Annotated in this window: 23 protein-coding genes; 9 read left to right on the top strand and 14 right to left on the bottom strand. The window is 54.1% G+C overall.

Going from position 1 to position 21,122, the window contains the following annotated elements:
- Positions 1-2: 2 nt before the first annotated feature.
- The 7 genes from BCF46_RS11500 to hemJ form a co-directional block, all read right to left on the bottom strand.
- A complete protein-coding gene (locus tag BCF46_RS11500) occupies positions 3-896 on the bottom strand; it encodes a ParB/RepB/Spo0J family partition protein (protein ID WP_121024306.1) in 894 nt (297 codons plus the stop codon).
- Positions 886-1,686, bottom strand: a complete 801-nt coding sequence (locus tag BCF46_RS11495) for a ParA family protein (RefSeq protein WP_121024304.1) — start codon at positions 1,684-1,686, stop codon at positions 886-888. Before BCF46_RS11495 ends, BCF46_RS11500 begins: the two co-directional genes overlap by 11 nt.
- On the bottom strand, positions 1,687-2,313 hold the full coding sequence (gene rsmG, locus BCF46_RS11490; RefSeq protein ID WP_245990029.1) for a 16S rRNA (guanine(527)-N(7))-methyltransferase RsmG: 627 nt from the start codon (positions 2,311-2,313) through the stop codon (positions 1,687-1,689). It abuts the gene before it with no gap.
- Positions 2,310-4,181: a tRNA uridine-5-carboxymethylaminomethyl(34) synthesis enzyme MnmG gene (gene mnmG, locus BCF46_RS11485; RefSeq protein ID WP_121024554.1), complete on the bottom strand. Its 1,872-nt coding sequence runs from the start codon at positions 4,179-4,181 to the stop codon at positions 2,310-2,312. Before mnmG ends, rsmG begins: the two co-directional genes overlap by 4 nt.
- An 11-nt stretch (positions 4,182-4,192) precedes the next feature.
- Entirely contained in the window at positions 4,193-5,473 is a 1,281-nt protein-coding gene (gene mnmE / locus BCF46_RS11480; protein WP_121024302.1) for a tRNA uridine-5-carboxymethylaminomethyl(34) synthesis GTPase MnmE, read from the bottom strand.
- A 31-nt stretch (positions 5,474-5,504) separates the two neighbouring features.
- Positions 5,505-6,776, bottom strand: coding sequence for a transcription termination factor Rho (gene rho, locus BCF46_RS11475; protein ID WP_121024300.1), 1,272 nt, complete (start codon positions 6,774-6,776; stop codon positions 5,505-5,507).
- Between the two features lie 139 nt (positions 6,777-6,915).
- Positions 6,916-7,368: a protoporphyrinogen oxidase HemJ gene (gene hemJ, locus BCF46_RS11470; protein ID WP_121024298.1), complete on the bottom strand. Its 453-nt coding sequence runs from the start codon at positions 7,366-7,368 to the stop codon at positions 6,916-6,918.
- Between the two features lie 394 nt (positions 7,369-7,762).
- Between hemJ and BCF46_RS11465 the strand changes: the two genes are divergently transcribed.
- The 4 genes from BCF46_RS11465 to dnaQ are packed head-to-tail and all read left to right on the top strand — an operon-like array spanning position 7,763 to position 10,473.
- Positions 7,763-8,362: a Maf family protein gene (locus BCF46_RS11465; RefSeq protein WP_121024296.1), complete on the top strand. Its 600-nt coding sequence runs from the start codon at positions 7,763-7,765 to the stop codon at positions 8,360-8,362.
- A complete protein-coding gene (locus BCF46_RS11460) occupies positions 8,359-9,192 on the top strand; it encodes a shikimate dehydrogenase (protein ID WP_121024294.1) in 834 nt (277 codons plus the stop codon). The genes BCF46_RS11465 and BCF46_RS11460 overlap by 4 nt, the downstream gene beginning before the upstream one ends.
- Positions 9,189-9,788, top strand: coding sequence for a dephospho-CoA kinase (gene coaE / locus BCF46_RS11455; protein WP_211332803.1), 600 nt, complete (start codon positions 9,189-9,191; stop codon positions 9,786-9,788). The genes BCF46_RS11460 and coaE overlap by 4 nt, the downstream gene beginning before the upstream one ends.
- Positions 9,781-10,473: a DNA polymerase III subunit epsilon gene (gene dnaQ / locus BCF46_RS11450; protein ID WP_121024292.1), complete on the top strand. Its 693-nt coding sequence runs from the start codon at positions 9,781-9,783 to the stop codon at positions 10,471-10,473. Before coaE ends, dnaQ begins: the two co-directional genes overlap by 8 nt.
- Here dnaQ and secB read toward each other — a convergent pair.
- Both secB and BCF46_RS11440 read right to left on the bottom strand, forming a co-directional pair.
- Positions 10,470-10,970, bottom strand: coding sequence for a protein-export chaperone SecB (gene secB, locus BCF46_RS11445; RefSeq protein ID WP_121024289.1), 501 nt, complete (start codon positions 10,968-10,970; stop codon positions 10,470-10,472). The two genes, dnaQ and secB, sit on opposite strands and share 4 nt — an antisense overlap.
- Before the next feature lie 69 nt (positions 10,971-11,039).
- Complete coding sequence (locus tag BCF46_RS11440; protein WP_121024288.1) at positions 11,040-11,528, bottom strand: FxsA family protein; 489 nt, start codon at positions 11,526-11,528, stop codon at positions 11,040-11,042.
- A gap of 118 nt (positions 11,529-11,646) precedes the next feature.
- Here BCF46_RS11440 and BCF46_RS11435 point away from each other — a divergent pair, with 118 nt between their 5' ends.
- From BCF46_RS11435 to BCF46_RS11425, 3 genes are read left to right on the top strand one after another with little or no spacing between them, the layout of a single operon-like run.
- The gene (locus BCF46_RS11435; protein ID WP_121024286.1) at positions 11,647-12,303 is read left to right on the top strand and encodes a Tim44/TimA family putative adaptor protein; all 657 of its coding nucleotides are present in this window, start codon (positions 11,647-11,649) and stop codon (positions 12,301-12,303) included.
- On the top strand, positions 12,300-13,337 hold the full coding sequence (gene mltA, locus BCF46_RS11430) for a murein transglycosylase A (protein ID WP_121024284.1): 1,038 nt from the start codon (positions 12,300-12,302) through the stop codon (positions 13,335-13,337). The genes BCF46_RS11435 and mltA overlap by 4 nt, the downstream gene beginning before the upstream one ends.
- A gap of 4 nt (positions 13,338-13,341) precedes the next feature.
- Positions 13,342-13,935 (top strand): Smr/MutS family protein, encoded by a 594-nt coding sequence (locus BCF46_RS11425; protein WP_121024282.1) that lies wholly within the window; start codon positions 13,342-13,344, stop codon positions 13,933-13,935.
- On the opposite strand, the gene BCF46_RS11420 is transcribed toward BCF46_RS11425, so the two are convergent.
- From BCF46_RS11420 to hslU, 3 genes are read right to left on the bottom strand one after another with little or no spacing between them, the layout of a single operon-like run.
- Complete coding sequence (locus BCF46_RS11420; RefSeq protein ID WP_121024280.1) at positions 13,897-15,141, bottom strand: MFS transporter; 1,245 nt, start codon at positions 15,139-15,141, stop codon at positions 13,897-13,899. The genes BCF46_RS11425 and BCF46_RS11420 overlap by 39 nt on opposite strands.
- A complete protein-coding gene (locus BCF46_RS11415) occupies positions 15,141-16,232 on the bottom strand; it encodes an alpha/beta hydrolase (RefSeq protein ID WP_121024278.1) in 1,092 nt (363 codons plus the stop codon). Before BCF46_RS11415 ends, BCF46_RS11420 begins: the two co-directional genes overlap by 1 nt.
- Before the next feature lies 1 nt (position 16,233).
- Positions 16,234-17,553 (bottom strand): ATP-dependent protease ATPase subunit HslU, encoded by a 1,320-nt coding sequence (hslU, locus tag BCF46_RS11410; protein WP_121024276.1) that lies wholly within the window; start codon positions 17,551-17,553, stop codon positions 16,234-16,236.
- A gap of 160 nt (positions 17,554-17,713) precedes the next feature.
- Between hslU and BCF46_RS11405 the strand changes: the two genes are divergently transcribed.
- Positions 17,714-18,097, top strand: a complete 384-nt coding sequence (locus BCF46_RS11405) for a DM13 domain-containing protein (RefSeq protein WP_121024274.1) — start codon at positions 17,714-17,716, stop codon at positions 18,095-18,097.
- Here the strand turns inward: BCF46_RS11405 and BCF46_RS11400 are convergent, their stop codons facing one another.
- Positions 18,098-19,180 (bottom strand): hypothetical protein, encoded by a 1,083-nt coding sequence (locus tag BCF46_RS11400; protein ID WP_121024272.1) that lies wholly within the window; start codon positions 19,178-19,180, stop codon positions 18,098-18,100. It abuts the gene before it with no gap.
- Positions 19,173-19,730, bottom strand: coding sequence for an ATP-dependent protease subunit HslV (hslV, locus tag BCF46_RS11395; RefSeq protein ID WP_121024270.1), 558 nt, complete (start codon positions 19,728-19,730; stop codon positions 19,173-19,175). The genes BCF46_RS11400 and hslV overlap by 8 nt, the downstream gene beginning before the upstream one ends.
- A gap of 177 nt (positions 19,731-19,907) precedes the next feature.
- On the opposite strand from hslV, the gene BCF46_RS11390 reads away from it, so the two are divergent.
- Complete coding sequence (locus tag BCF46_RS11390) at positions 19,908-21,104, top strand: Hint domain-containing protein (RefSeq protein WP_121024268.1); 1,197 nt, start codon at positions 19,908-19,910, stop codon at positions 21,102-21,104.
- The last annotated feature ends 18 nt before the right edge of the window (positions 21,105-21,122 follow it).

Genomic DNA, 21,122 nt, shown 5'->3' with positions numbered 1-21,122 from the left:
GACTAGTTTCCCGCAAGAAGGCGGCACAGTTCGTCCAGTTGCTCAAAGTCTTTATAAGTAACGGTAAGGCGGCCACCCTCGGTGCCCGCTATGTGATCAATGCTCACGCCCATTTTAAGTGTCGCAGCCAGATCGCCCTCTAGCGCCTTCGTGTCAGCGTCCTTTTCTGATCGAACTGCGGGTTTAACCCGCTTCGGCTTTGCGCCACCTGCTTTCGCGAGACGTTCTGTTTCTCGTACCGAAAGGCCATTTTTAACAACCTTCCGCGCCAATTCGCTAGGGTTGTCTGTCGTGATAAGCGCCCGAGCATGGCCGCTGGTCAGGTCCCCTTGGCGCAGCATTTGCACAACGTCTTCTGGCAAGCTCAGCAATCTCATCAAGTTCGCGATGTGACTGCGGCTTTTTCCCAGTGCATTCGCCAACTGCTCTTGGGTGTGGCCAAACTTGTCCTGCAGTTGTCGATACCCCATCGCCTCTTCGACGGGATTCAGATCGGCACGCTGGATGTTCTCGATGATAGCAATTTCAAGAACTTCAGTGTCGTTCAGGTCCCGCAAGACGACAGGAACTTCATGAACTTGCGCCATTTGCGCTGCGCGCCAGCGCCGCTCACCGGCAACAATCTCAAACCGGTCTGCGGACGTCGGATGCGTACGCACGATCAAGGGCTGAATGATCCCCTTGGCCCGAATGGACTCAGCGAGCTCCTCTAGATCCGCCTTGATGAAATCACGGCGCGGTTGATCTGGATTTGGCTCGATACGCTCGATTGCGACGATCCGCTCACCACTGCCAGTGGGGCTATCCGCCTTTGACGGCGCGGACACATCAATATCAGCCATCAACGCCGACAATCCACGCCCAAGTCCACGTTTCTCCGCCATTTTAAGCTCCATCCAATTTAATATGTCTCGCGACCATCTCTGTCGCGAGCGATTTGTATGCCACCGCCCCAAGTGAAGCAGGGTCATAGTTAATCACAGGAAGGCCGTAAGATGGCGCCTCGCTTAACCTTACATTTCTAGGAATCATCGTCTTAAAGACGAGGTCACGAAGGTTTTCCCTGACATCCATCTCTACCTGATGACACAAGTTGTTGCGTCTATCATACATGGTAAGCACAATACCTTCCAAGCGAAGTCTGGAGTTCGCAGTTTCGCGAATTTCGCGAACTGAGAGCATCAGTTGTGAAAGTCCCTCCAATGCGAAGAACTCCGCCTGAAGGGGCACAAGGACCGAATCCGATGCAACCATCGCGTTCAGCGTCAGCAAGTTCAACGATGGTGGGCAATCTATTAGAATGTAGTCTAAGCCTAACCCTTTGATATCCTGTCCGGTTAAAGCGTCGCTAATAAGAAAAGTTCGGCGTGCTGTTGAAACCAATTCCAAGTCAGCTGAACTCAGGTCGGAGTTTGCGGGCGAAATTGACAAGCCAGGAACTGCGGTATCCCGCAAAATCTCGGTTAACGGCATGTCATTCAAGAGCAGATCGTAAGTCGTGCTTTTCCGATCGGCATGCTCGATACCTAACCCAGTTGAGGCGTTACCCTGAGGATCCAAGTCAATTAGGGCAACCTTCTTTCCTTTAGCGGCCAGAGCTGCGCCAAGGTTAATTGTCGTTGTTGTCTTGCCCACGCCGCCCTTTTGGTTGGCGATAGAAATGATTCTTGGTGGCTTTTTCGCCATTTATACTGCTCGCCTCAGATTTGTTATCGCTAGGAGGGCCGACCCGGTATTTGTCGTGCTCTTATGCTTGTCTACTTTGAAGTCCCACATCGTTGAGGCTATGTCTAGTTCCTCTTGATGCCGCTCGCCCTTCAAAAACAATGCTGTCCCTCTTTCTCGGAGGTGCAAATCGGCCATCAAAAGTAAGTCACTGAGCGAAGCAAGGGCGCGCGCTGTGATAACGTCCGCGTTTTGCGCCGGCAACGCTTCTACCCTCTCGGCGTGAACCACTACCTGGACACCCATCTCCCGTGCAGCGGTGACTAGAAATGATGCCTTCCGAACATCCGATTCAACGAGCGAAACGGTAAGATTTGGTAGTTTCTCATGTGCTAATGCCGCGATTACTAGTCCCGGAAAGCCACCACCAGCGCCAAAATCACATAGTGAAAGGGCGTCGCTAGGGATTGAGTCAAATACCTGCGCCGAATCCGCGAAATGGCGCGTCCAGAGTTCCGGCAATGTTGATTTGGAGACGAGGTTAATTTTCGTCGTCCACTTCCTCAGCAAGCTGTCGTAAGTCCGCAGTCGCGTCATTGTTTCACGTGAAACATCATGCTGCTCAGCAAATTGATCTTGCTCCATCATGCTTGGCTCGCACGCGCCCTCTGGGACTTAATATGGCCGAGGATGAGCGTTAGCGCAGCGGGGGTCACACCATCCACCTTCGCTGCCTGCGCAAGTGTCGCCGGACGTGCGCGTGTAAGCTTACCCTTAAGCTCATTGGAAAGGCCATTTAGGTTATCAAAACTAAAATCACTATCAATAACAACGGCTTCGTCCCGACGAAGCGCTTCTGCGTCCCGATTCTGCCGCTCAATATAGTTTGCATAAAGCGCATCTCGAGCTACTTGAGTCGCGATTTCTGAGTCATATCCAGACAATCCAGGCACCAACGTGGACAACGAGTCCAGCGTTACATCAGGAAACGCCAAAAGCTCAAAAGCCGATCGCCTCTGCCCGTCCTTGTTCACCCTAATACCGGCTTTTTCCGCTTCTTGCGGAGACACTCTCACAGACTCCATCTGGGAGCGAAGCGCCATCAAGCCTTCATACTTCGTGCGGTATACTTTGGCGCGATCTTTGCTGACACACTCCGCCTCGATGCCTCGTTGCGTTAACCTCTGATCGGCATTGTCAGCCCGAAGGGACATTCGATACTCTGCGCGGGACGTGAACATGCGATATGGCTCTTGAACCCCACGCGTGATCAAATCATCAATCATGACCCCGATATATGCTTCTGAGCGGCCAATTATAAATTCATCCTTTCGAAGGGCGCGTCGCGCTGCATTCAGTCCAGCCATCAATCCTTGCGCGCCTGCTTCTTCGTATCCTGTTGTCCCGTTGATCTGTCCTGCCAAAAACAATCCGGGCGCAACCCGAAGCTCTAGCGTTCTGCTGAGCGCCCTCGGGTCAACGTAATCATACTCAATCGCGTAGCCCGGCTGAAGGATGTGCGCATTCTCAAGACCCTGAATTGATTGAACATATTTCTCCTGAATATCCGCAGAAAGCGACGTCGAAATACCATTCGGATAAACGGAGTTGCTGTTTAATCCTTCAGGCTCCAAAAACACTTGATGGGATGTCTTGTCAGCGAAGCGGACAACCTTGTCCTCGATCGAGGGGCAATATCGAGGACCCACCCCATCGATGTGCCCCCCATACATCGCCGATCGTTCAAGATTACTGCGAATTAGCTCATGGGTATGCTCATTGGTGTGTGTAATACCGCAAGAAATCTGCTTAGCCACTGTTCCCTTAGACATAAACGAAAATAGCTCCGGCTGGTCATCGCCGGGCTGCATCTCCAATATCGACCAGTTAATTGTATCACTGGCAAGCCGAGGGGGCGTACCCGTCTTCAGTCTGCCCATTTCAACGCCAAAGCTATCAATGCGTTCTGCCAGCTTTATCACTGGCGCATCGCCAACCCGACCGCCGGGCCGCGACTCATCACCGATGTGTATAATTCCGCGCAAGAAAGTGCCCGCCGTTAACACAACTGCACCCGATGTGATCTTCGAACCGTCAGCCAGAATCACACCACCTACAGTTTCGCCTTTGAAAATAAGATCTTCGACCTCGCCTTCAACGACTGTGAGATTAGGTTGATTCGCAACAAGTGTTTGAATTGACGATCTATATAAGGCGCGGTCTGCCTGTGCACGCGGCCCCTGAACCGCAGGACCTTTGCGGCGATTTAGCAGCCGAAATTGAATCCCTGCCGCATCGGCTGCGCGACCCATGATACCATCAAGAGCATCAATTTCTCGCACCAGGTGCCCTTTTCCGAGTCCGCCAATCGCTGGATTACAGGACATTACGCCGATGGTATCAGCCTTCTGCGTAACAAGTGCAGTTCGCGCGCCGGCGCGCGCCGCGGCGTGCGCAGCCTCGGTGCCAGCGTGACCGCCGCCAATAACAATTACATCGAATGACGAATGTTTCACGTGAAACACTCCTATTTGCCCAAACAGAAACTTGCGAAAATCTCGTCCAATACGGATTCGACATCTACGCGACCTATCATACTTTCCAATGCCCTTACAGCCGTCCGAAGCTCCTCTGCCGCAATCTCTGCGCGATCCATGCCGTACTGCATCTCTTCGTCGCAGGCTCCCAAGGCCTCAGAGGCCTTCAACAACGCCACACGATGCCGCTCGCGAATCGCTAACCCGGCCCCGGACGCCTTGCCTTCCAGTAAGATATGAACCCTGTCCAGCAGCTCGGGCACGCCTTCCCCGGTCAAGCCAGATAGACCATCACCAGTCTTGTCCGCCTTCCCCTGCACGACAATATCGTCAGCCTGAACAGCCAGCGGAAGCCGCGCGTTCGTGTCATCAACCAAAAACACTCGTAAATCCGCCATTGCCGCTCGCTCTACAGCGCGCCCAATTCCGATTGCTTCGACTTCGTCCTGCGTGTCGCGTAATCCTGCAGTGTCAAGGAATGTCACCGGCAAACCTCGAAGATCCATCCTAACTTCGATAATGTCCCGCGTTGTACCAGCCACCGACGAAGTAATCGCCGCGTCGCGACCTGCCAACGTATTTAGAAGTGTGGACTTTCCGATATTGGGTGGTCCAACAATCGCAATCTCAAACCCGTCACGAATCCGCTCAGCGGCACCAACTCCGTCCGCCATCTTATCCAGTTCTACCCGAACACCGGACGTTAACGTGCGAACTTCCGGCGAGACATCAACCGGCACATCTTCATCGGCGAAATCTATCGTAGCTTCTAGCAACGCAGCCGCGCGGATCAAATCCTTCCGCCAACTTTCTGCTTTTTCACCCAATGCACCACTAAACACCCGGACCGCCTGCCGACGTTGTGCTTCGGTTTCTGCGTCAATAAGATCCGCCAACCCTTCGACCTGAGCGAGGTCTAAGCACCCGTTCTGCAACGCACGACGGGTAAACTCCCCAGGTTCAGCCAGTCGCAGGCCATCCATGTCACCAAGTATTTTCAGTAACGCGGATGCAATAGCCGGACTACCATGCACCTGAAACTCGATTACCTGCTCGCCAGTGAAGCTTGCGCCCTCGGCAAAGCCAAGCACAAGTGCCCGGTCAATGAGTCCACCATCAAAACCTCGTAGATCGGACAGCATAGGTTTCCGCGCAGAGATGTCGCGACCAGTCAACACCTTGGCTGTTTCAAACGCTTTCGGACCGCTTACCCGAATAATAGAAACACCAGCTTTACCCCGCGCCGTGGCGAGGGCGAATATCGTGTTCATATTCTCGTACCTTACTGTTTTTAAACAGAAATTAGGTGTTCATTGAGTCGAAGAAATCCGCATTTGACTTGGTTTGCTTCAATTTCCCGATCAAGAACTCGATCGCATCCGTCGTCCCCATTGGGTTCAGAATACGGCGCAATACGAAGGTCTTCTGGAGATCGTTTTTATCAACCAACAGCTCTTCTTTCCGCGTACCGGACTTAAGGATGTCCATTGCAGGGAAGACGCGTTTGTCAGCAACTTTGCGATCCAGAACAATCTCGGAGTTACCTGTCCCTTTGAATTCCTCAAAGATGACCTCGTCCATGCGCGAACCAGTATCGATCAGAGCCGTTGCAATGATCGTCAGAGAGCCGCCTTCCTCAATGTTACGTGCAGCCCCGAAAAAGCGCTTGGGACGCTGTAGCGCGTTCGCATCGACACCACCGGTCAAAACTTTACCAGATGACGGCACCACAGTGTTAAATGCGCGACCCAAACGAGTGATGGAGTCCAAAAGGATAACAACATCCCGTTTGTGCTCGACCAGACGCTTGGCCTTTTCGATGACCATTTCCGACACACCCACGTGGCGAGTCGCAGGCTCATCGAAGGTCGAACTGACAACTTCGCCCTTAACCGTACGCTGCATGTCCGTCACCTCTTCAGGCCGTTCATCAATCAGCAAAACGATCAAGTAGCACTCTGGGTGGTTCTCTTCGATTGATCTTGCGATATTTTGCAGCAAGACGGTCTTACCCGTCCGCGGGGGCGCCACGATCAAGGATCGCTGTCCTTTGCCAATCGGCGCGACAAGATCGATAATCCGCGCGGAACGGTCTTTGATGGTCGGGTCTTTCAACTCCATCGTCATCCGCTCATCAGGGTAAAGCGGCGTTAAGTTATCAAAAGATACCTTGTGTCGCGCTTTCTCCGGATCTTCAAAGTTAATCAAAGTTACCGAAGTGATTGCGAAATACCGCTCACCTTCGCCGGGAGCAGCCATAACGCCCTCCACCGTGTCACCGGTACGCAACGAGTGTTTTCGGATCATCTCAGGCGACACGTAAATATCATCAGGGCCGGGTAGATAGTTTGCCTCCGGAGAACGCAAGAAACCAAACCCGTCCTGCAACACTTCCAAGACGCCGTCACCGGATACTTCCCAGCCCTCTTCCGCCTGCTCTTTGAGGATCGAGAACATGATGTCCCCTTTCCGCATTGTGGAAGCGTTTTCAATTTCCAGCTCCTCAGCCATAGCCACCAGATCGGCTGGGCTAATCTTCTTGAGGTCAGCGAGATTTATCTTGTCTTCAGACATAAGGGATCACCCAATTCAGGTGGCAGTTAAGCCAGGTCGAAAATATGTTGGTCAGGGAGTCATCACAGCCGGACGGCCATTAAGCGAGGTGGGTAGCAACGAAGACAGGTCGAGTCAATCCACATCAAATCGGGCCACATCAAATCGGGCGGACAATCACCATGATGACAATAACGATCATAAAAACAGTCGGCAGCTCATTCATCAAGCGGTAGGTTCGACCCGTTCGCGTATTCTTCCCCGCAGAAAATTCCTTGCGGCGCTGACCCAGCCACTCATGAAACCATGTCATTCCAAGCACCGCCCCGGCCTTGATCCAAGGCCACCATTCCGACCAGTCTACAACCCCGGGGGTAAAAACCAGTGACAGTCCAAAAATCCACGTACTCATCATCGCCGGAGTCATGATGAGTTTGAACAGCTTCAGTTCCATCATTTGAAACAGCTTGTCCGTTTCGGACCCAACTTCTACTTTCTCAGTATGATGAACGAATAATCGTGGCAGATAGAACAACCCGGCCATCCAAGCAATCACGGAGATTACATGCATGCTTTTGGTCCATGGATAAACTTCTGCCAGAAAATCTGTCATTTGCGCTCCGATATAAGTTGTTCCTTCTTAAATAAATAAAGAAGAAAGAAAAGATGATGTTGTTAGTAGGTACAGTGGATAGTGTGGATCAAATACTTGTCCACGATTCCGCAATCAGAGAGCGAAAGTTTCCATGGAAAAGTAAAAGCCATAAAAAACTTATAAAAAACAGATAGTTAAACACACTCAACGTAGTGGAGAATCTGTGGGTAAATAGTGTACGGAATTGCGTTCAGCAACATTGCGCACATCCGTGAATGGCGTACTCCACAAGGGACAAGAGTAGACCCAAAATTCGAACAATGTGGGTAAAGCGATCGATCAACTCAAACACGGTGGATAAGATCTTCTTAACGCAATATATGTCCCTGCACTTCCCCTCAGAGTTATCCACATGACACGCCCAATAATTCTCGCATCCGGCTCTGAAACACGGCAGTCCATGCTGCGGCAGGCGGGTGTTTCCTTCACCTCTATGGTTGCTCGTATTGATGAGGATAGCATTAAGGCTTCGCTTTTCGCCGAGGATGCGACTGCACGCGACGTCGCCGATACCCTAGCGGAGTTCAAGGCCCGCCGAATTGCGGATAGACACCCGGAAGCCTTGGTGATCGGCAGCGATCAGGTGTTGGAGTTTGAACGCCAAGTCCTATCCAAGCCTAAATCCCCTGATGATGCGATGGCGCAACTTGCACGAATGTCCGGCAAACAACACAAACTGCTTTCTGCCGCTGTCATTTACGAGGATGCAAAGCCTGTATGGCGGACTGTAGGGCAGGTCCGATTAACCATGCGTGTGCTGAGCCCAGATTATATCGAGGGCTACGTTAACAGAAATTGGGATAACATTCGCCACTGCGTTGGCGGCTATCAACTTGAGGCCGAAGGCGCGCGGCTTTTCGCCCGTGTGGACGGTGACTATTTCACAGTGCTGGGCCTGCCGCTATTAGAAGTGCTAGGCTATCTTACCATGTCAGGAGCAATTGACGGATGACCAACGACACAATCCTCTTGGCGGGGGTCATTGGCCAGCCGATTACCCAAAGCAAATCACCCCTCCTGCACGGTCATTGGCTCAAGCGGTATGGTATTAACGGCTATTATATCCCGATGGACGTCTCCAGTGTGAACCTGCCTCACGTTCTGAACAACTTGCCCAAGATGGGGTTTCGCGGGGTAAACATTACGCTGCCCCACAAAGAAAGCGTTTTGGATATCGCCGATGTCATTTCCGATCGGGCTGCACTTATTGGTGCAGCCAACACGCTGACTTTTCAAAGTGACGGTAAGATCCACGCTGATAACACTGATGGGATCGGGTTTATCTCTAGTTTGAAACAAGAGGCGCCAGGGTGGGACCCAAAAGCAGGACCGGCTTTGGTCCTTGGGGCCGGTGGAGCATCTCGTGCGATTGTGGCAGCGCTGTTGCATGAAAAAGTGCCCGAGATTATTCTGACCAACCGCACCCGTGCACGCGCGGATGCGCTGAAAGCCCATTTCGGCGGCAAGATCAAAGTTGTCGACTGGACACAAGCCGCCAGCCACCTTGATGAAGCGACCACGCTTGTGAACACAACGGCCTTGGGAATGACTGGCAAGGAAGAACTGAAGTTCAATCTTGATGGCCTGACACCTAAAACGCTGGTCACGGATATTGTATATAACCCGTTGGTCACCTCGCTGTTGGCGAATGCAAAAGAGCGTGGCTGTTTCACCGTGGATGGCCTTGGAATGTTGCTACATCAAGCCGTTCCTGGCTTCGAGCGCTGGTTCGGTCGCGCGCCAGAGGTGGATGCGGAACTGCGCCGCGCCGTTCTGGGATGAGGGCTGGTCGCATCGTTTTGGGGCTTACAGGCTCGATTGGGATGGGAAAATCGACCACCGCTCAGATGTTTCGTGATCTTGGGGTTCCTGTTTGGGATGCCGACCAAGCAGTTGCCGACCTCTATTCTCAAGATGGCCGCGCCATTTTCGGTCTAAGAGAGATCAACCCCAGCTTCGTGTCCGATGGCTACGCCGACCGGACAGCGATGAAGCAAGCCATTGCCGCCGATCCCGATGTGTTGAAGCAGATCGAGGCGATTGTGCATCCGTTGGTCCGCGAAAGTCGCGAGGCATTTCTTCAGAGCCATAAGGACGATGCGCTGGTTGTTTTGGACATCCCACTGTTGTTTGAGACAAATGCGCAAGATCAGGTTGATGCTGTGTTGGTCGTGACCGCTCCCGCGGAGGTTCAGCGCGCGCGCGTATTGGATCGCGGCACCATGACGCCTGAAATGTTTGAAGCGATCGTTGCAAAACAGATGCCCGATGCAAAAAAACGCGCACGTGCGGACTATGTTGTCGAGACTCTGACCCTTGAAAACACCAAGGCGGACGTGACATCCTTGGTCGAAGAATTGAGGGCCCGACATGCGTGAAATCGTTCTGGATACAGAGACCACCGGCTTTGAGCCGGGTGAAGGGGACCGCATCGTCGAAATCGGCGCGGTCGAGCTGTTTAATCACATGCCAACGGGTAAGGTTTATCACCAATACATCAATCCTGAACGCTCCATGCCGCAAGGCGCGTTTGAGGTGCACGGGCTTGGTGACGAATTCTTGCGTGACAAACCGGTGTTCAAGAAGGTTGGGCAGGCATTTCTTGATTTTGTCGGCGACGCAACGCTCGTCATTCATAACGCAGCTTTCGATATGAAGTTTCTGAACGCGGAATTGGGCTGGGGCGGTTTTATGCTGCTTCCCAACAATCAAGCGCTGGATACGTTAGCGATCGCGCGCAAGAAGTTCCCGGGCTCGCCCGCATCGCTGGATGCGCTTTGCCGCCGGTTTGGTATCGACAACTCCGCACGTGAGAAACACGGGGCCCTTCTGGACAGCGAAATTCTGGCAGAGGTGTATCTGGAGCTGATCGGTGGGCGTCAACCCGATCTGGTGTTATCTGCGTCGGGGGGCGCGACTGGTCAAAACCAGTCAGCGGACGCTTGGCGTCCAATGCCGCGGCCTGAACCGCTGGCCCCGCTGATCACCGAAGAAGAACGCGCCGCCCACAAAGTCTTTGTAGACAAGTTGGGCGACGCCGCTTTGTGGAAATCTCAAGCTTAGGCGTCTGCGGTTTTTGCTGCGGCCTCGGCCTGCGCACGACGGGCAAGTTCGTTGCGGTACAGGGCAAGGAAGTCGATGGTTTCCAAGTTCAATGGTGGGAAGCCACCATCGCGCGTGACGTCAGATACGATACGGCGCAGGAATGGGAACAACATGCGCGGGCATTCGATCATCAGATAGGGATGCAGCTGGTCTTCGGGAACGTTCTCGACTTGGAAAATACCGGTATATTCCAGCTCCATCAGGAAGATCGGTTTACCTTCGCCAGTGGTTTTCGCAGTGACTTCCAGCTTTGTGGACACTTCAAACTGGTTCTCGTCGCCGCGTTTTTTCGCGTCGAGATTTACCTGAACTTGAATATCGGGTGTCTGGTCACCTTCGCCAAGGCCCTTTTGGGCGGCGATGTTCTCGAAGGACATATCCTTGATGAACTGAGCCAGAACTTGCATGCGGGGTGGTGTAGGGGCGGTTGGTGCCGCGCCGTTTTCTTCGGCCATCTGAGGCGTCTCCTTAAAGCGAGAAATTTAGCTGCAATGTGCTTAGCAGGTCGTCACGTTCGCCTCAACTCAATGCCTTGTCCATCCTGAAGGCGGTCGATGCGTTGGGCTGGGCGCGTCATCGTCCAGTTCGGAGAACTCGCCGTCGATCACCCCATTGTCAGGTGAGCGTCGTTGTTCGCGGCGATAGTCGGTTTGAACAAAGCTCTGAACCTTAACTTTACTGCGCAGCCAGTGGAACAAGGCCAAACGGATTGGTGGAACAAGCAAGGCAAAACCAACGGCATCGGTAAAGAAGCCGGGCGTTAGCAATAATAGGCCAGACGCGAGGATCATGGCGCCGTGTGCTAAGGATTCGGTAGGATCTTGAAATTCCTGCAAGTTGGACCGTATCTTGGAAATCGCCATAAGCCCTTGCGCACGCACAAGAAATGTCCCCAAAATAGCGGTTAAAACCACAATTGCCAGCGTCGGCCATAGGCCTAGCCATCCACCGACCTGAATGAATAACGCGATCTCCACGATTGGGATCGTAACGAAGAGCAAAAATAGCCACATGGCAAAAGCCTATTCCTAGTAGTGCGTCAGGTGGACTTGTGTCCCCCTAGCACCTACATAAGAGGCTGGGTTCCAATTTGCCAACTTTCCGGCACACAGAGGCGTTGAAGAGCATAATATGATCGAACTTCTAGTCTTGGCGGGCATCGCCGTCTTTCTCATTCTAAAGCTGAAATCGGTGTTGGGCACGCGTGAGGGGTTCGAGAAGCCTCCACTCCCCATTCCATCCGCGAACGACCCTGCTCAAAAAGCGCGTCAGAAGTTTGAAGTGATCGATGGCGGCGCGGATCGCGACATTACCGACCACGTTGACGAAGACAGCGACGCGGCCAAAGCACTCGCGGAGATGAAGCGAGTTGACCCATCTTTCGGTGTCAGTGATTTCCTAGGAGGCGCACGCGGCGCTTACGAGATGATCTTGATGGCGTTCGAGCTTGGAGAGATCGACGATATTGCCCCGTTCCTATCCGGTGACGTTCTCGAAGCATTCGAGCAAGTGATCGAGCAACGCGAGAAGGAAGGCCTTCTGGTTCAAGCCAATTTCGTTGGCGTTCGCGAGCTGACTCTACTTGATGCGGAGTTCGACAAAGACACCGAAGAGGGCGAGCTGAAAGTTCGGTTTGTGGGTGAGCTTACATCCGTTGTACGCGACGCCGCCGGCGATATTGTCGAAGGCGACCCGAATGCGATCAAGCGGGTCAAAGACATCTGGACCTTCTCTCGTATCATGGGCAGCGATGATCCTAATTGGCAATTGGTCGCCACCGGGGAATGAGGCATGTCCGGTGGGCAGCGGCGATATTTGCACTGGGGGCGACTGTGACCCTCACCCCAGCTGACGCCGCGCCCACTTATGAAATCCTCACATTTGATGATTTGAACGGCTGGGCGGATGACGATCACGCCGCCGCCCTTTCCGTTTTTCAGGACACCTGCGCTGATATCAAAGACCCCGAATGGGCGACCCTTTGCGCGTTGGCGACAAGCCAGCCGTCCGCGCGCACGTTCTTCGAGCTGTTCTTTCGCCCTGTCCTGATCAACGGCGACGATCAAGCGCTGTTTACAGGATATTTTGAGCCTGAACTGCGAGGATCTCGAACGCGGGGCGGACCGTATCAATACCCTCTTCATAGTAAGCCCCCAGAAGTACAAAATGGGAGCACGTGGTTTTCCCGACGCGAAATAGAAGAGCAAAACTTGCTCGAGGGTCGCGGGTTAGAGTTGGTGTGGATCGACGATCCGGTTGAAAAGTTTTTCCTACAGGTTCAAGGTTCTGGCCGCGTGAAGCTGGCCGAAGGCGGCGCGATGCGCGTGGGGTATGGCGGCAAGAATGGCCATGAATATAAGTCTATTGGCAAAGAGTTGATCCGCCGTGGCATCTATGAACCCCACCAAGTTTCAGCGCAGGTCATTCGCAACTGGGTGAAGCGGAACCCGATAGACGGGCACGAATTGCTGCGCCACAATCCATCTTACGTGTTCTTCCGCGAGGTGTCCGAGGTGCCTGCTGACAAAGGTCCGCTTGGCGCAATGAACCGCTCGATTACGCCCATGCGCTCGATTGCTGTTGATCCGGCTTTCAACACATTGGGTGGTCCGGTCTGGATCGAGAAAGGTGGCGCGAAGCCGCTCGCTCGCTTGATGATCGCGCAAGACACCGGCTCTGCCATCAAGGGTGCGCAGCGGGCGGATATCTACTACGGGACCGGCGATCAGGCTGGCCGAGCGGCAGGCCGTATCCGTGATCGTGGCAGATTGGTTGCCCTGTTACCTATCCAGACCGCCTATACTCTGGCCCCCGGCGGTTAACAGCATGAAGCGCGGTAAACGTAAGTTGAACCCCGAAGAGCAAGAGCTTTGGGCGCGTGTCACAGAAACCGCTATACCGATGCCTGTGCGCTCAAAGGCAAAAATTGCCGATCAGCCAATCAAAACAAAAGTTGCCGACCCCGTTTCGCCCCGCCCTATTAAGTCTTTCAAACTGGGCGAGCGGGCTGCCTCCAAGACTGCCAGACATAATCTGGCGCCAAGCCTTGACCAACACTTGGTCAAAGCTCCGGTCGCCATGGACAAGAAGGCGTTTACGCGACTGAAGCAGGGGAAGCTAAGTCCAGAGGCACGGCTAGACCTGCATGGCATGACGTTAGACCAAGCACATCCACGGCTAAACCGCTTCATTCTGGACGCCCACGCCCAGGGGAAACGTCTGGTGCTGGTCATTACGGGTAAAGGCAAAAGCCGAGATGACAACGGCCCGATTCCGACGCGATTAGGGGTCTTGCGCCATCAGGTGCCGAACTGGTTTCAACAACACCCGCTTAAGCCTCACATATTGCAAGTTACGCAAGCGAGCCAGAAGCATGGCGGCTCAGGGGCGTATTACGTCTACCTGCGGCGCGCGCGGTAGCAAAAGACGCGCGCGATTTAGCCCAGTCATTGCGAACGCGGTGGCAGCAACCATGTAGCCAGAAACCCAAACCATTTGCTGGGTGTAATCCACACCAAAGTCGATAATCAGTCCCGTTAAGCCCGGCCCGACTGCTGATCCAAAGACCATGATCGCGGTGGCCATGGCCTTGATGCTTCCCAGATTTCTGGTTCCGAAAAACTCGGCCCAAAACGCCGCTGGAAGCGTCGCCTGCATGCCCGATGTCATCGCAAAAAACGCGATCCCGATTGCCCCGCCAACCAGCGTCGCGCTTTGCGAAAAGATCAAGAAACCCACGGCCAGCGGCAGCGTGTAAACCGACATCATACGGCCAGTTCCAAACCGGTCGATTGCAAACCCTGAAGCTATCATCGCGCAAATCGACATCGCGGTGTAAACGGGGAATAGCTGAACGAGGTCAAGGTGGCTCCAGCCCTTCACTTCGGCCAGATGCACCTGAAGAAAGAAAAAGGCGGTGCCAAAGGCGGGCGGCCCGATCAATACGGGAACGACCATCCAGAACAGCGGCGAGCGAAGAACCTGAACTCGCGTCCAGTGACGCCCGTCCATGCCAGCGACGTGATCCTCAGAGGAAGATGATTGCGGTGTCCGCTCTTGTTTTAGCAGCAGGAATATCAGGGGTGAAATTACCACGAGCGCACCAGCGGCGACCAACCAAGAACTACGCCAGCCAATCAGCCCCATAAGTGCCACGAAAATAAACGGAAGTAACGCTTCGCCGATCGAGAAACCAAAGCTCGCCACAGCTAACGCGCGCCCCCGCGCGGCGACGAACCAGCGTGCCATTGCGGTGCTGGCGACATGGCTGGACATGCCTTGACCCATAAGGCGCAGCACAAAGATAAGCGCCACAAGCATTGGAAGGGACGAGACGAACGCCATCGAAACACATGCCAGCGCCAAAACCACCAGCACGGCGGATCCAAGAACGCGGACGCGAAGCAAATCAGTCAGGACACCTGCCCAAACCATTACCAACGCCGAACACAAGGTTCCCAACATGTAGATGCCGCCCCAAGCCGCGTGTGTCAGGCCAAATTCGGCGCGGATTTCGCCGGCAAAAATGGAAAGAAAAAAGGTCTGCCCGAATGACGACGCGAAGGTCAGAAGCAACCCTGCGCTTAGCCAGTTCAGGTTGCTGCGGATAAACCGTAGCGTGCCCATTACCTGCTCGCCACTGGCGACAGGATCAATGTTGTTGCGTTCTGCACAGTGAGAACGGTCCCCGGCAGCAGGCCCGGGCGTCCGCCATCAGCGGAAAGTGCGCGCTCCAAATCGGGCACCTGACCAAGGAGTTTTAGCAATGCAGGCGATTTAGCGGTCGGGAAGTGGTTAATTCCGCCTTCGCTATAAGCGGTCACATCGATATATGTGATGTCATATTCGGCAATCTCGCTCACGTCTTCCAGCAGCCCTAACCTGTTCTTCTGACCGGTTACGCGTTCAATCAAGCGCAATGCGCGATCCTTCTTGGACGAAAAAACAATGAATGGATCCGGCAACTTGCCGATGGTATCGGCCTGAGATTTGAATACATCCAGATCGATATCCGGCGACATTAGAACCACGCCACCAATCCTGTTCAGCGCTCGGGTGTTCCCTGATACGCGGAGCTCTCTTAATGTCTCCATGGTGACCAACGAACCAAGGGAATGCGCAACCAGAAGAACATTGCGGGCGTTTGATTTCGTCACTTCATTGATCAACCGGCGCAGCCCATCACGGGCGAAAAGCGCACTGTCGCGGTCATACGCATAGTTGAGCGGATTTCCCGCGGATGGCCATGAATAGGTCATTGCTACGCCGGGCAGGTTCAAGTCGTGGCTCATCTGCGCAATACGATACAAGCCGTCGCTGAAGCGGTTGTTGAAACCGTGGACGAAGATAATCACGTCCCGGTTTTTTGGCTTCTTCGCGGCAAGCGCTCTGTTGATGTTGGCGCGCAGGTCCGCACCACTTTGATAAGCTTCCGTATTCGCCAGAAGGAAGTGCTTCTGGGGATCTGGATTGGCGTTTGGCCACTCGATCTTACCAGCTTTGTGGTTTGGCGGTATAGAAACATCCACCAGTCCGTAGACAGAGTCACGGGACCTGAGCGATCCAAAAGGAAGCCGATCGGTTTGCCTTGTTGTCGCAAAAAATATCGAACGCTCGGTTGCTGGTTCTAGCCCGACAGGAACACGGGCAAGCCCCCCTCTGAAAGAGCAAGCCGTCAGGAGCATCGCAGCAATCAGAAGGAGGAGTTTTACTTTCATTCTACAGAACGTATTTGCTGAGGTCGGCCGATCTGCTCAACTCGCCCAGATGCGTTTCAACAAACGCGGCGTTCACTGTAATTTCGTCGCCCGCGCGGTCAGGCGCGGTGAAGCTAAGATCTTCGAACACGCGCTCCATGACGGTATAAAGCCTACGTGCGCCGATATTCTCGACCGATTGATTTACTTCAGCGGCGATACGGGCCAGGGCGGCGATCCCATCATCTGTAAAAGATACCTCGACCTCCTCGGTGCCCATCAATGCTGTGTACTGACGCGTCAGCGCGTTGTCTGTTTCTGTCAGGATACGCACGAAGTCATCTTCGGTCAGGGCGCGCAGCTCAACCCGAATGGGAAGGCGTCCTTGCAATTCAGGCAGCAAGTCGGACGGCTTGGCGATATGGAAAGCGCCGGAGGCGATGAACAGGACATGGTCAGTTTTTACGGGGCCATGTTTCGTTGAAACAGTTGTGCCCTCAATGAGCGGAAGCAGATCTCGCTGCACGCCTTCACGGCTGACATCAGCACCGCGCGCGTCGGCGCGTGCACAGACTTTGTCGATTTCATCAAGGAAGACGATGCCGTTTTGCTCAACAGCTTCAATCGCGTTTTGGGTCACGGCTTCCTGATCCAGCATCTTATCCGCCTCGTCAGCCACAAGCACTTCATAGGAGTCGGCAACTTTCATTTTCCGCTTCGTCGTTTTCCCGCCCATTGCTTTGCCGAACAGATCGCCAAGGTTCATCATCCCGGGGCCGCCGCCCATGCCGGGCTGGCCTGGAACTTCGAACATCTGGAAGGGATTTCCGCCACCAGAATCGGTTACATCCAGCTCGATTTCTTTGTCGTCCAGTACACCGTCGCGCAGCTTCTTGCGGAACATGTCGCGCGTACCATCACGGGCATCAGTCCCAGCCAGCGCATCAATCACACGTTCTTCTGCCGCCTCATGCGCAGCGGCTTTGACGTCTTCGCGCATTTGCTCGCGCGTCATGATGATTGCGGCATCCACCAAGTCACGCACGATCTGTTCCACGTCTCGGCCCACATAACCAACTTCGGTGAACTTGGTGGCCTCAACCTTCAAAAACGGCGCACGGGCAAGCTTGGCCAAACGGCGCGAGATCTCAGTTTTGCCAACGCCGGTAGGCCCAATCATCAATATGTTCTTAGGGTACACTTCGTCGCGCAGATCATCAGCCAATTGCTTGCGCCGCCAGCGGTTGCGCAAGGCCACGGCCACGGCCCGTTTGGCGTCTTTCTGCCCGATGATGAAGCGATCCAGCTCGGATACGATTTCGCGGGGGGTCAGGTCGGTCACAATGGCATCCTCTTAGATTTGAAGGTGTTTTAGACCTATGACGAACCACCCGCAACTTTAAGGGTCGAATTCACTTAAGGTGACGTTTCCGTGTGAGGGGTTCCGGCTTTGGCGTTTTCAGCGAATACTCTGCCCATTGTATCAATCTATGGAGCAACCCATGATCTCTCGTCGATCTATCCTTCGTGGCGCCATCGCCGTTTCAACCGTAACTGCGCTTCCGGCGTTCGCTGGTGGCCATGGTCGCATCGGAAAATTCAAAGGCGCGAGCAATCACAAGACCACCGGTCGTGCCGAGCTTGTGAAATCGGGTTCTGGTGGCTCAGTAGAATTGATGAGCGACTTTACCTTCGACGGCGCCCCTGATCCAAAAGTTGCGCTTGGAAATAACGGGTACGACCCAAAGACGCTTATGGGCTCACTGAAATCTGACAAAGGCGCGTCCACATACAAGATCCCATCCGGGATTAATCCCGACGACTACAACGAAGTCTGGATTTGGTGCGAGAAGTTCAACGTGCCGCTGGGTGTCGCCAAGTTGTGATTATTCCGACACCGCCAGCCCGTCCTCGTAGGGTGGCAGGCGGTGTTTCCCGGGAAAGTTTGGCAGCAATCCAAGCAACCATGCGCGGGTCTGAGTCCAGAACGCTCCAAGGGATGTGACGAAAAGGCCAAGCACAAGCATCGTCAGAACGGGCGCCCATTCGGTGCCCGTTTCACTGATAGCGGACGCCAAGAGTAGTCCCATATACACCAACCCTGCCGTCAGGAAGCTGCGCCGGTCGATGATGATCGCGAGCAAGGTGAATAGTGCCAGTACGAAAATCGCGAGGCTTGTACCAACCGCGCCGCCCATTTGGTAGTTGGACATGACAAGCGTGTTCACCAATGCCGGGGCGGCAAGGATATGCAGCCAAAAGGCAGAGGCGGATTTGCGGCTGACGCGATGCGGGTCTTGCAAGTCAAACCAGAGCGCACCCAGAAATGCGCAAACCCCGAAGACCAGTGTTCCAATAGCCAGATAGGGTTGGCGACGTAGATCAAAGTAGTCGGTCAGGTCCGCGTTTGGCGTGTTGCCTGGAAATAGGAAATCGACCGCTCCGATGATCGTGATGACTCCAAACACCCCAAGCGCAAACATTGCGAACGGCAATCGGAACACGCGATAGTAGCCCAGCATGCCGACTATGCCGATGAGGCCTATTATCACCACTCTCCATGGAGTCATGTCGCCTTGCTCGCCGACAATCACAGAGCTGGTGGTGAGCGCCAGGGTCACAGCGAATGCGATGCAAAGCGCGATTGAGGGCAGTGACATGCGCCGCTTTTTGGTGAAGTAAAATGCCAAAGCTAAGGAAATCGCCATAGTGACGGCAGGAATCAGAACGACATCGCCAAAAATAGCGGTCAGCCCAATCAAGCCCGCCACGAGCAGTCCAAGCCCAACCGTTACGAATATCTCTGCAAACCCCTTGAATAACTCGAATGGTTCGTCGTCGCCGATCATGTTGGCGCGGTAGCCCTGCCGCTGGTCAGACAGGATCATCAGGTTGCTGGCTTGCGCCTCGTCCAGAACGCCAGATGCAACCGCCGCGCGCAGATCATCGCGTGAAATGCCGTCACTCATCAATGGTCTCAACCGTTAGGTTGCCGTTGGTGTAGACGCATATGTCGGCGGCGATCTTCATCGCGTCCCTTGCGATGGTTTCGGCATCCTTGTCTGTGTCCATCATTGCACGACCCGCTGCCAATGCGAAATTCCCACCGGAGCCGATAGCAGTGACGTCATGTTCCGGCTCCAGCACATCGCCCGCACCAGTTATGACAAACAGGTCTTTGCCATCGGTAACGATCAGCATCGCCTCCAAGTTTTTCAGGTATTTATCTGTACGCCAGTCTTTCGCCAACTCAACTGCGGCGCGCGCCAACTGACCCGGAACAGCCTCAAGTTTGCTTTCCAACCGCTCAAGCAAGGTAAACGCATCTGCGGTCGACCCCGCAAACCCCGCAACTACATCCGTCCCGCCCGGAGACAGTCGCCGCACCTTGCGCGCAGTGCCTTTCATCACGGTTTGACCAACGGACACCTGCCCGTCACCCGCGATAACAACCTTGCCACCCTTGCGAACGCCAATGATGGTTGTGCCGTGCCAGCCGGGGAATTTGTCGTCGGACATGCTGCTCTCCTTTGTACCTTGCGGACATATAGTCATGGATGGGCATGGGCGCAAAGAGGTGCCGAGAATTTCGGGAAATCTGCAACAGTTTATTAGCCAGCATTGTTTCCCCGTATATTTGTCCACAAAATTGGGTAAATTCGGGTCGCTTAGATCAAAATTATAAAGAGCAGAGCGGTGCCCGACTTACTTTTGGGCGGTATTGCGATTAACGAGGTCCTCGTTGACCCCAATGGCGCTAACAACTTTGATACAGATGGCAGTGGCGTCGCGCGCGGCGGCGACGAATTTCTTGAACTCATAAACACCTCCGGCAGTGCTATTGATATCTCTGGTCTCGAGCTTTGGGATGCAGGTCGCGACAACTGGTTCACCTTTCCACCCGGCACCGTTCTAGAAGCAGGGGCCGTAGCGGTTGTTGTACGCAACGTTCAATCCGGCGGCAGTTTGCCCAGCGTCACAGGTAATAACCTTGCGTTTGACGCGAACTACAACAGCAACGTGTTTAACAATAGTGCCGACAACTTGGTCGTCTACGACCCTGCGAATGACGAGTTTATTCAGGCGACCTATAACGGCGACACGCTGGACGACCCGACCACGGGCTCGCGGTACGCCGGTTTTTCCAGCACGGCCACGCGAGTAGGATCGGGTGAGAACTTCGGGAATGATCAAGACGGATTTTCTATTCAGCGCGGCGGGTCCAGCTTTACCAACAATTCCACGCCGACGCCGGGATCGCAGAACGTTTGTTTCGCGACTGGAACAATGTTGGAGACACCGCAAGGCTTCACCGGCATCGAACATTTACGCGCTGGGGACTTGGTAAATACCCGCGACAATGGCGTTCAACCAATCCGCTGGATTTTCGCGCGGCGGGTCAGCGCTGCCGAGCTAAAGTCGGATACCAAACTTGCACCTATCTGTATCGACGCCAAAGCTCTGGGTCTTGGCGTCGAACAGCGTCCGTTGCGGGTGTCACGTCAGCACCGATTACTTGTCACCGGCAAGATCGCGCAACGCATGTTTGGGCATGACGAACTACTTGTCCCCGCGAAAGACCTGTTGGGATGCGATGGGGTTACGGTCGAGCAACCCGACGAGGACTTCTACTATTTCCACGTCCTTCTTGACGACCACCACGTGTTAAATGCCAACGGTGTAGCCGCTGAAAGTCTGTTTCTGGGCTCTGAATCGCTGAGTGCGATTTCGATCGCCGCGCGGGAGGAGTTGGAAATTCTACTTCCGAAGACGATTGGCGAGGCAGCGGAGAGACAGCTTCGTTCGGCGCGAACGCTCAGGTCAGGTGCGCGTGCGCGTCATATGATCCATCGCTACGTAAAGAACCACAAAACGCCGCTTGTCGCGTTTTAGATGCGCCTTGAACGAGAA

Origin of the sequence: Litoreibacter meonggei (genome assembly GCF_003663885.1) — a bacterium.
Lineage (GTDB): Bacteria > Pseudomonadota > Alphaproteobacteria > Rhodobacterales > Rhodobacteraceae > Litoreibacter > Litoreibacter meonggei.
The sequence above is the reverse complement of the archived record's forward strand: the minus strand, read 5'-3'. Positions and strand labels throughout refer to the sequence as shown.

Coding starts and splice junctions, on each gene's coding strand:
- BCF46_RS11500 (WP_121024306.1), bottom strand. CDS start 896: ATGGAGCTTAAAATGGCGGAGAAACGTGGACTTGGGCGTGGATTGTCG.
- BCF46_RS11495 (WP_121024304.1), bottom strand. CDS start 1,686: ATGGCGAAAAAGCCACCAAGAATCATTTCTATCGCCAACCAAAAGGGC.
- rsmG (WP_245990029.1), bottom strand. CDS start 2,313: ATGATGGAGCAAGATCAATTTGCTGAGCAGCATGATGTTTCACGTGAA.
- mnmE (WP_121024302.1), bottom strand. CDS start 5,473: ATGAACACGATATTCGCCCTCGCCACGGCGCGGGGTAAAGCTGGTGTT.
- rho (WP_121024300.1), bottom strand. CDS start 6,776: ATGTCTGAAGACAAGATAAATCTCGCTGACCTCAAGAAGATTAGCCCA.
- hemJ (WP_121024298.1), bottom strand. CDS start 7,368: ATGACAGATTTTCTGGCAGAAGTTTATCCATGGACCAAAAGCATGCAT.
- BCF46_RS11465 (WP_121024296.1), top strand. CDS start 7,763: ATGACACGCCCAATAATTCTCGCATCCGGCTCTGAAACACGGCAGTCC.
- BCF46_RS11460 (WP_121024294.1), top strand. CDS start 8,359: ATGACCAACGACACAATCCTCTTGGCGGGGGTCATTGGCCAGCCGATT.
- coaE (WP_211332803.1), top strand. CDS start 9,189: ATGAGGGCTGGTCGCATCGTTTTGGGGCTTACAGGCTCGATTGGGATG.
- dnaQ (WP_121024292.1), top strand. CDS start 9,781: ATGCGTGAAATCGTTCTGGATACAGAGACCACCGGCTTTGAGCCGGGT.
- secB (WP_121024289.1), bottom strand. CDS start 10,970: ATGGCCGAAGAAAACGGCGCGGCACCAACCGCCCCTACACCACCCCGC.
- BCF46_RS11440 (WP_121024288.1), bottom strand. CDS start 11,528: ATGTGGCTATTTTTGCTCTTCGTTACGATCCCAATCGTGGAGATCGCG.
- BCF46_RS11435 (WP_121024286.1), top strand. CDS start 11,647: ATGATCGAACTTCTAGTCTTGGCGGGCATCGCCGTCTTTCTCATTCTA.
- mltA (WP_121024284.1), top strand. CDS start 12,300: ATGAGGCATGTCCGGTGGGCAGCGGCGATATTTGCACTGGGGGCGACT.
- BCF46_RS11425 (WP_121024282.1), top strand. CDS start 13,342: ATGAAGCGCGGTAAACGTAAGTTGAACCCCGAAGAGCAAGAGCTTTGG.
- BCF46_RS11420 (WP_121024280.1), bottom strand. CDS start 15,141: ATGGGCACGCTACGGTTTATCCGCAGCAACCTGAACTGGCTAAGCGCA.
- BCF46_RS11415 (WP_121024278.1), bottom strand. CDS start 16,232: ATGAAAGTAAAACTCCTCCTTCTGATTGCTGCGATGCTCCTGACGGCT.
- BCF46_RS11405 (WP_121024274.1), top strand. CDS start 17,714: ATGATCTCTCGTCGATCTATCCTTCGTGGCGCCATCGCCGTTTCAACC.
- BCF46_RS11400 (WP_121024272.1), bottom strand. CDS start 19,180: ATGAGTGACGGCATTTCACGCGATGATCTGCGCGCGGCGGTTGCATCT.
- hslV (WP_121024270.1), bottom strand. CDS start 19,730: ATGTCCGACGACAAATTCCCCGGCTGGCACGGCACAACCATCATTGGC.